At 62.1% G+C, this 7,036-nt stretch carries 9 protein-coding genes; 5 read left to right on the top strand and 4 right to left on the bottom strand.

Features of this window, described 5'->3' with window-relative positions; all coding sequences use genetic code 11:
• The first annotated feature begins 128 nt into the window (after window positions 1-128).
• The 5 genes from IE113_RS15995 to IE113_RS16015 all read left to right on the top strand — a co-directional run bounded on the left by IE113_RS15995 (window position 129) and on the right by IE113_RS16015 (window position 4,184).
• Window positions 129-881: an NAD(P)/FAD-dependent oxidoreductase gene (locus IE113_RS15995; protein WP_229822683.1), complete on the top strand. Its 753-nt coding sequence runs from the start codon at window positions 129-131 to the stop codon at window positions 879-881.
• Between the two features lie 35 nt (window positions 882-916).
• The gene (locus tag IE113_RS16000; RefSeq protein WP_039331945.1) at window positions 917-1,828 is read left to right on the top strand and encodes an SDR family NAD(P)-dependent oxidoreductase; all 912 of its coding nucleotides are present in this window, start codon (window positions 917-919) and stop codon (window positions 1,826-1,828) included.
• A gap of 73 nt (window positions 1,829-1,901) precedes the next feature.
• Window positions 1,902-2,549 (top strand): Crp/Fnr family transcriptional regulator, encoded by a 648-nt coding sequence (locus tag IE113_RS16005; RefSeq protein ID WP_229822692.1) that lies wholly within the window; start codon window positions 1,902-1,904, stop codon window positions 2,547-2,549.
• Window positions 2,550-2,587: 38 nt separating this feature from the next.
• Window positions 2,588-3,331: a VOC family protein gene (locus IE113_RS16010; protein WP_189543311.1), complete on the top strand. Its 744-nt coding sequence runs from the start codon at window positions 2,588-2,590 to the stop codon at window positions 3,329-3,331.
• A gap of 40 nt (window positions 3,332-3,371) precedes the next feature.
• Window positions 3,372-4,184, top strand: a complete 813-nt coding sequence (locus IE113_RS16015; protein WP_189543313.1) for an enoyl-CoA hydratase — start codon at window positions 3,372-3,374, stop codon at window positions 4,182-4,184.
• Window positions 4,185-4,482: 298 nt separating this feature from the next.
• On the opposite strand, the gene IE113_RS16020 is transcribed toward IE113_RS16015, so the two are convergent.
• The 4 genes from IE113_RS16020 to IE113_RS16345 form a co-directional block, all read right to left on the bottom strand.
• A complete protein-coding gene (locus IE113_RS16020) occupies window positions 4,483-5,979 on the bottom strand; it encodes an ADP-ribosylglycohydrolase family protein (protein WP_189543315.1) in 1,497 nt (498 codons plus the stop codon).
• Between the two features lie 107 nt (window positions 5,980-6,086).
• Window positions 6,087-6,377 carry an HGGxSTG domain-containing protein gene (locus IE113_RS16470; RefSeq protein ID WP_373297884.1) on the bottom strand — a complete coding sequence of 97 codons (291 nt, stop codon included), beginning with the start codon at window positions 6,375-6,377 and terminating at the stop codon, window positions 6,087-6,089.
• Entirely contained in the window at window positions 6,378-6,668 is a 291-nt protein-coding gene (locus IE113_RS16025; protein WP_189543318.1) for a hypothetical protein, read from the bottom strand.
• Between the two features lie 166 nt (window positions 6,669-6,834).
• On the bottom strand, window positions 6,835-7,036 hold a 202-nt coding region (locus tag IE113_RS16345; RefSeq protein ID WP_229822694.1), incomplete at its 5' end, for a hypothetical protein.

Consider the following 7,036-nt stretch of genomic DNA (forward strand, 5'->3'; position numbering starts at 1 on the left):
AAACCCGGCTGCCCTGCCATCACCGCCTCCGACGCCTCGTCGGCGAAGTGAATCAAATCCGACCTTCAAACGCCAGAGTTTTTCGAGGCGTCCAGCTGTATGTCGATGACGCCTGGATCCATGAAATCATGCGCCGCAAGGTGGTGCGCGACCGCGCCGATCTGCTGGAGCGCGCGCAGGCAGCGCCCGACAAGCTGAAGAAACTGCTGATCGACGGGGTCAAGGCCTGCCTGCCCGAAGGCTTTGATGTCGATCGCCACTTTACCCCGCCCTACAAGCCCATGCAGCAGCGCGTGGCCTTTGTGCCTGATGGCGACCTGTTCAAGGCCGTCGCTTCGGGCAAGGCATCGGTCGTGACGGACCAGATCGCAGCCTTTGACGAAACCGGGATCCAGCTTGGTTCAGGCAGCCGCATCGACTGCGACGTGGTGATCACCGCGACCGGCTTTGAGATGTCCGGGATGGGCGAGATCCCCTTCCGGGTTGACGGACGCCATATCGATTTTGCGCAGACTGTGACCTATCGCGGGACGATGTTCACCGGCGTGCCGAACATGGCCTGGATTTATGGCTATGGGCACTATAGCTGGACCTTGCGCGCGGACCTGATCGGCGAGTTCGTCTGCCGCCTGCTGCGCCATCTGGAGGCGCGCGGCGCGAAGAGCGTAGCGCCGACCTTGCGCCCGGATGATCACGACATGCCGCTGCGGCCGTGGGTCGACACCGAATACCTCAATCCCGGCTACCTCTTGCGCAGCCTGGACCGCTTGCCACGCAGCGGTGACAAGCCGGAGTGGCAGCACAGCCAGGATTATCTCTACGAGAGCAAGGCCATCCCGGCCATCGATCTCGACGATCCGATCTTTTCCTACAGCTATTGACCGGGCCGGACCCGCAAAGACCGAGGAGCGTGCAGATGAAGAACATGAAAGGCGGCGTAGCCGTAGTAACCGGCGGCGGTTCTGGCCTGGGCAAGGCTATTGCACAGGAGGCCGCACGCCGGGGAATGCGGGTGGTGATTGCCGACGTGCAGGCCGAGGCGATGAATGCGGCGGTTAAAGAGCTGCGGGCCAGCGGTGCGGATGCGATTGGTGTGTTGACCGACGTGACCAGCGCTGCTTCGGTTGAGGCGCTCGCAGAGGCCGCCGAACGCCAGTTTGGCCCCGCCAACCTGGTGTTCAACAATGCCGGGGTCGCATCCGGTGGGCCGATCTGGGAAAGCACCGAAAAGGATTGGAAGTGGGTGTTCGCCGTCAACGTCGATGGGGTGGCCAACGGTGTGCGGAGCTTCACCCCGCGGATGCTTGCTGCCGCCGCTGCCGACCCGGCCTATCAAGGCTGCATTGTGAATACCGCCTCGATGGCCGGACTGGTTACGGCACCCGGCATGGGCATTTACAGCGTTTCCAAACACGCCGTGATCGCGATTTCGGAATGCCTTTACCACGATCTCGATCTGGCCGGAGATCAGGTCAAGACAGCTGTGCTGTGTCCCTCATACGTGACCACCAACATCAGCCAATGCTATCGCACCCGGCCCGCCGATCTTGCCAATGAAAGCGGCCCGACAAAGTCCCAGCTGGCGACCCAGGCCATTTCCGCGAAGGATCTCGCCAATGGGTCGTTGACCGCAGAAGAAGTGGCCAGCATCACTTTCCAGGCAATCGAAGTGGGACAGTTCTACGTCTATCCCAGCCCGGAACTGCTCCCGATCGTCAAGAACCGCCTGGATAACATCGCGGCGGGATCCAATCCCGATATTCCCTACGAGGACATTCCGATGTTCAAGGAGCGGCGCGACCGGTTAAAGGAAGCACTGGCCAGTTGAACGCCAGCCCTCACAGGCGGATCAAGGACATCGGCAGTTGCACGAAGACAGGGCCCAGCACGAACCAGGAGTATTGAGCCCGGAGCTCGATGCTGCGCTGCGCCAGCATGCCCGCCGCCGACTGCTTGGCAGGGGTGAGCAGCTTTATGCGTTCGGGTCCGTGCCCGATGCGCTGTTCTGCGTTGAAGAGGGAGTACTGCGCCTCAGCGTGACCAGCCCCGAGGGCCGGGAATCCGTTCTCAGCATGGTGACTCAAAACCAGTGGTTCGGCGAAGCCTCCCTGTTTTCGGGAGAGCCGCGCGGAAATGACGCCATGGCGATTGTTGCCAGCGCTGTGCTGATCGTCCCGGCTGCAGCAGTCCACCAGCTTGTCGACCACCGGCCGGATTTCTTGCTGCAATTCCTGGCCATGATGGGGAGGCGGTATCGCATGATACTCAGCCGGATGGACGATACCGTGCTGCGCCCCTTGCCCGCCCGCCTGGCGCGGGAAGTGCTGCAGGCGCATGGGCGGGAGCTTGCAGCGGCAGGACCACATCACCCGGTCACGCTCCGCTTCTCGCAAGAGGAAATGAGCCAGATGCTCGGCGCATCGCGGCAAAGCATCAACCGCCTGCTCAAGCAATGGGAGCGAGGCGGCGCCATAGAAGTTGCTTACCGCAGCCTGACAGTCCTCGATCCTGAAGCGCTGCGGTTGCTCACGGAACGTGACGAAGGATAAAGCGCTATGGTCCTGCTCCAAACTACCGGAGTACCAAGATGAAACTGCGCCTGCGCCAGATTGCACTCGCCGTAACTGACCTTGAAGTTGCAACATTGCAGGCCAGCCAGATTCTTGGCCTGGGCTCAGCCTATCAAGACCCGGCAATCGTGCGTTACGGGCTGCGCAATGCGGTCTATGCGATCGACAACACCTTTCTGGAATTCGTATCGCCGATCACCGAAAACACCACCGTCGGGCGCTTGCTGGCCAAGCAAGGCGGTGACTGCGGCTATATGGTCATTCTTCAAACCGACGGGGCAGACGAAGCGCGCGCGCGAATTGATGCTGCGGGTGTGCGCGTGGCGGATCAGTTGGACCGCAATGGCGCGGGCTTCATGCACCTGCATCCCAAGGATGTTGGCGGAACCCTGCTGTCCATCGATTACATGCCGCGCTGGTCCGACTGGGAATGGGGCGGCCCCGACTGGCAAAAGTCCGCTACCCATGACGAGGCCATTACCGGGATTGGAATAAGCGCGCTCGACCCGCAGGGCATGGCGGGGCGCTGGGGGGAAATTCTCGGTCGCCCGATGGAACATTGCGATCATGCAAGCCGCATCGGCCTGGATGAAGGCGAGCTGCGGTTTGCGGCCCCAGCAGGCAACGGCAGTGAAGGATTCCAAGCCTTCGACCTGCACTCCGCCCGCGCCGCGCAGCTGCGCGAAAACGCTGTTCGGCACGGCTGCCTGACCAGTGAGGGGAATATCGCACTGTTCGGCGTGACTATTCGGCTGGTTTGATAGCCTGCATCAAAGCGCCTGAGACACGAGAGGATAACCAGTGACCTATTCGCAGATTTGTTATGATGTGATCCGCGCGGTCGCCACCATCACGCTGAACCGGCCAGAGCGCCTGAACGCCTGGACCCCGACCATGGCGGCAGAATTCCGCCAGGCCATGGAGCAGGCGAACAACGATCCGCAGGTGCGTGCGATTATCGTGACCGGCGCGGGCAAGGGGTTCTGCTCGGGCGTCGACATGAACGCGCTGGATGGAATGACCTCGAGCGGCAAGACCCCAAGCAAATCGTTCACCCCGCTTGACCCGGCGGCCCGCGAAGATTTCCAGCATCCGATGACCTGGCTGCCGTCGGTCGGCAAGCCGATTATTGCCGCGGTCAACGGTGCGGCGGCCGGGCTGGGGCTTGCGCTTCTGCTGTTCTGCGATTTGCGGTTTGCCTCCAGCAACGCGGCATTTGTGACATCATTCTCGCGGCGCGGCCTGATCGCGGAACATGGCACCAGCTGGATGCTGACGCGATTGGTGGGACATAGCCGTGCACTGGACCTGATGTTCTCCTCGCGTCGAGTAGATGGCGACGAGGCATACCGCATCGGCCTGGCAGACCGGGTCTGCGCCCCCGAACGGCTGCTGGACGAGGCACGCGAATATGCCGAGAACCTGGCGGCGAATGTCTCTCCGCGCTCGACCCGCATCATGAAGCGCCAGCTGTGGGACGCCCTGTTCGTCGATCTCGCAACCTCGATGCAGGAAGCCGATGAGGAAATGCGGGAAAGCCTGAAAAGCGCGGATTTCAAGGAGGGCGTTGCGCACTTCCTTGAGAAGCGCCCGGCAAAGTTCGTAGGTGGCTAAAGTTTATTTTGGGGTTTTGTGATCGACATCGGTATCTGGAATGCCTTCGAGGTCTAAATGTCCCATGACACTTCTCCTGTGGCCGGAATGGCCACGGGGAGTTTGCCTCAACTATGCATGAAAATGTCCGCTATCCCAATTTGCGGTCCTGAAAGGAGACTTTCCGGATCGTCCAACATTTCCGACATGGATTGCGGACCAAGCTTGCTTTGCCAAACGAACCTGACGCCGCCCGCAATCGCACATCAAGTCGCCTCAACGTCAGGCGGTGGCAGCAGCGGTAAGGTAAGTCGGTTGATTACGGTGAACAGGTCGAGACCTGGCCCGGATACCATCCGGCGGGCGTCGTCAGTTCAAGGGCCAGCGTTTCAATGGGCTCTCGCCATGCCAGTTTGGCAAGCCATGGCTCGGGAATGCCTTCCTTGCCATAGAGCGCACCTGCAAGTTGCCCGGTGATCGCTGTGGTCGTGTCGCTGTCTTCGCCGAGGTTTGCGGCTAACAGGACGGCATCGGCAAAGATGCTGGTGCGCCCCACACACCACAGCGCGGCTTCAAGGCTGTGACTGACATAACCCGAACCACGAACTTCGTCCCGGTGCTTGCCGCGCCAGGATCCGGCCATGATGGGGCGGACGGCCCCGGCGTAGTCCGCCGATCGGCTGCGCAGCACGGCGTGACGTGGGTGTCCGGCGATGGCTTCGGCGAGGATATCGGCATAGGCGATACAGGCATCGACTGCCTCGGGTGCGCCGTGCGTGGTCCGGCTCTGCCGGGCAGCGATATCCCGCCGGACGGCCTCATCTTGCCAGTAACGGATCGCGACGGGGGCAAGACGCATCAGGCTACCGTTGCCCGCGGACATCGGATCGGTCGATCCGGCTATGGGGTCGCCGGTGAGCTTGAAGCTGTGCAGGGCAGACGAGACGGTGATCCCCACATCAAAACAGGTGCCAGTGCAGGAGTATTCCCCATTGTCGCGCCAGTCGACAAAGCGGCTCATCAGGTCGGACTCATTAAGATCGCCGCATTCGATCAGCGAAGTCGCCAAGGCGAGCGCCATTGCGGTGTCGTCCGTCCATTGGCTGGCCTGAAGCCGAAACGGTCCGCCGCCGACCATATCAGTCAGGCGCGGGAAGCTCCCGCGCGGCTTGAACTCGGCGGTGGTCCCGAGCGCATCGCCGACCGCGAGGCCAAGGAGTGCACCAACGGCGCGGTCGCGTGTGGCGTCCGGGCCGGTGTCGGGGAGGGGCGCTTCGATCGGCTCAAGCGCGAGGATATGGGCATGCTGCCCTGCGGTCTCGATCGCTCCAGGACGGGCGGCCCGCACCTGCGCAATGGCTTCGGCGGGTTGCGTGCCAAGTTCCACCAACAGCCGCGCCGCGACCGTCCCTGCGCGGCCGAGGCCGCCCTTGCAGTGCAGCAGGACATTGCTTCCGTCGCGCAACATCGCTCGGAGTCCGGCACCTGCCTCAAGCCACGCTGCCTCGAATGCCGGTCCAGGTATGCTGCCATCGCGCAGCGGCAGATGGTGCCAGGCCATGTGCTGCTCCTGCACGGTCTGACCAAGCCGGGTTACCTGCAGGCGCTCGAGCTCATGGTCTTCGACAAGAGTGACGACGGCTGCCGCGTTCCAGGCAGCGATCACCTCTAGGTCGAGCATGAGGTCGCGGTCCCAAGCTCCGCTGGCAGCATGAGACTGCTTCTTGCCCGGGCACAGGGTCAGGCCGATCAGGCCGTGACCGGCTCCGGCAGGCACTGCTGCGATTTGAAGTGGGTGGGACAAACTCGTGCGCATGACCGGTCGGCTCCTTGCTTGGTGGCCCCGCTGCAAATCACCTGTCGGAGCCGGTCAGTCTGTCGCCATAGCTTCTGAGGCTATGCAAATCTTATCTGCGCGGCTCTCTAATCCACTTCCCGCGATCGACGAGTCTGAAGCATGGCAATCGCGAGCCGCACTTCGGCTTTGAGTCCGCTATGCACGAGGCGCCGCTCCTGCATCACCTGATCATACAGCCCGTGGGTGCGCGCGTTCTGGTTGCCCTCGGGTGCGCCTGAACCTTTGCCGCCATGCATCCGGCAGCGTGCGGCACCAGCTACCGCCGGAGCGGCACAGGGCTTGCCTGAACGGGTTCTGGCTCCACAGCGCGGGGCCACCTGCATCGGGATGACATTTCGAGTATGGCTCCCGGCCATCTATCGGACCCTTGACTTGAGGTGCTTATCGCGGGCGGTGACAAGCCGTGCATGGGCCTGCGACATGTCGGCTGCAAGCTTCGCCATAAGATGGCGCAAAAGGCCATCGCGGGCCTTCTGAGACTCATCAAAGCTATCCATCGTGTAATCGAACAGCCGTTCCAGCAACTGCGCCATCTGATCGCCGTATACGTCGCGCTCGGCGGGCGTCTCCTGCAACTGCGAAATCACGCTGCTGGCCCTTTTCGCCGGTTCCGGCTGCGCTCCCTCATCATTTTTGTCGTCGGACATCGTCTTCAAACCTTGCTCGAATCAATGGTCCCAGCGTGCTGTCACGACCTGCCGTCGGCCAACTCTGATCGCGATCGCGGAGGCAAAAGGTACGGTGCATGGGGTTGTTTTGGTATTTCCGGCCTCAAGCACGAACGAGGCATGGCGGTCCGTGCTGCGCATGGACCTACCATTCGCCGCTGGTACGGTAGTTGACCGTGGCAATCCGGGGCTCGCCGGACTGGCGGCGAGGCTTCCGCCGCAGGTGGGTTGCCCACCATGCCGGCCATTCAACCTTCTTTTGTGGATGCCGCTCGGTTTGCAAGGATTTTCTGAACTTATGAACGCGTGATCGAGTGCGGTCTTTTGTCCGGCCTTTTGTTGCGCAC

The sequence above is a fragment of the Novosphingobium arvoryzae genome (genome assembly GCF_014652615.1).
Lineage (GTDB): Bacteria > Pseudomonadota > Alphaproteobacteria > Sphingomonadales > Sphingomonadaceae > Novosphingobium > Novosphingobium arvoryzae.

Excerpts from the sequence above, each read along its gene's own strand:
- IE113_RS16010 (WP_189543311.1), top strand. The coding sequence starts at position 2,588 with ATGAAACTGCGCCTGCGCCAGATTGCACTCGCCGTAACTGACCTTGAA.
- IE113_RS16470 (WP_373297884.1), bottom strand. The coding sequence starts at position 6,377 with ATGGCCGGGAGCCATACTCGAAATGTCATCCCGATGCAGGTGGCCCCG.
- IE113_RS16025 (WP_189543318.1), bottom strand. The coding sequence starts at position 6,668 with ATGTCCGACGACAAAAATGATGAGGGAGCGCAGCCGGAACCGGCGAAA.
- IE113_RS16000 (WP_039331945.1), top strand. The coding sequence starts at position 917 with ATGAAGAACATGAAAGGCGGCGTAGCCGTAGTAACCGGCGGCGGTTCT.
- IE113_RS15995 (WP_229822683.1), top strand. The coding sequence starts at position 129 with ATGCGCCGCAAGGTGGTGCGCGACCGCGCCGATCTGCTGGAGCGCGCG.
- IE113_RS16020 (WP_189543315.1), bottom strand. The coding sequence starts at position 5,979 with ATGCGCACGAGTTTGTCCCACCCACTTCAAATCGCAGCAGTGCCTGCC.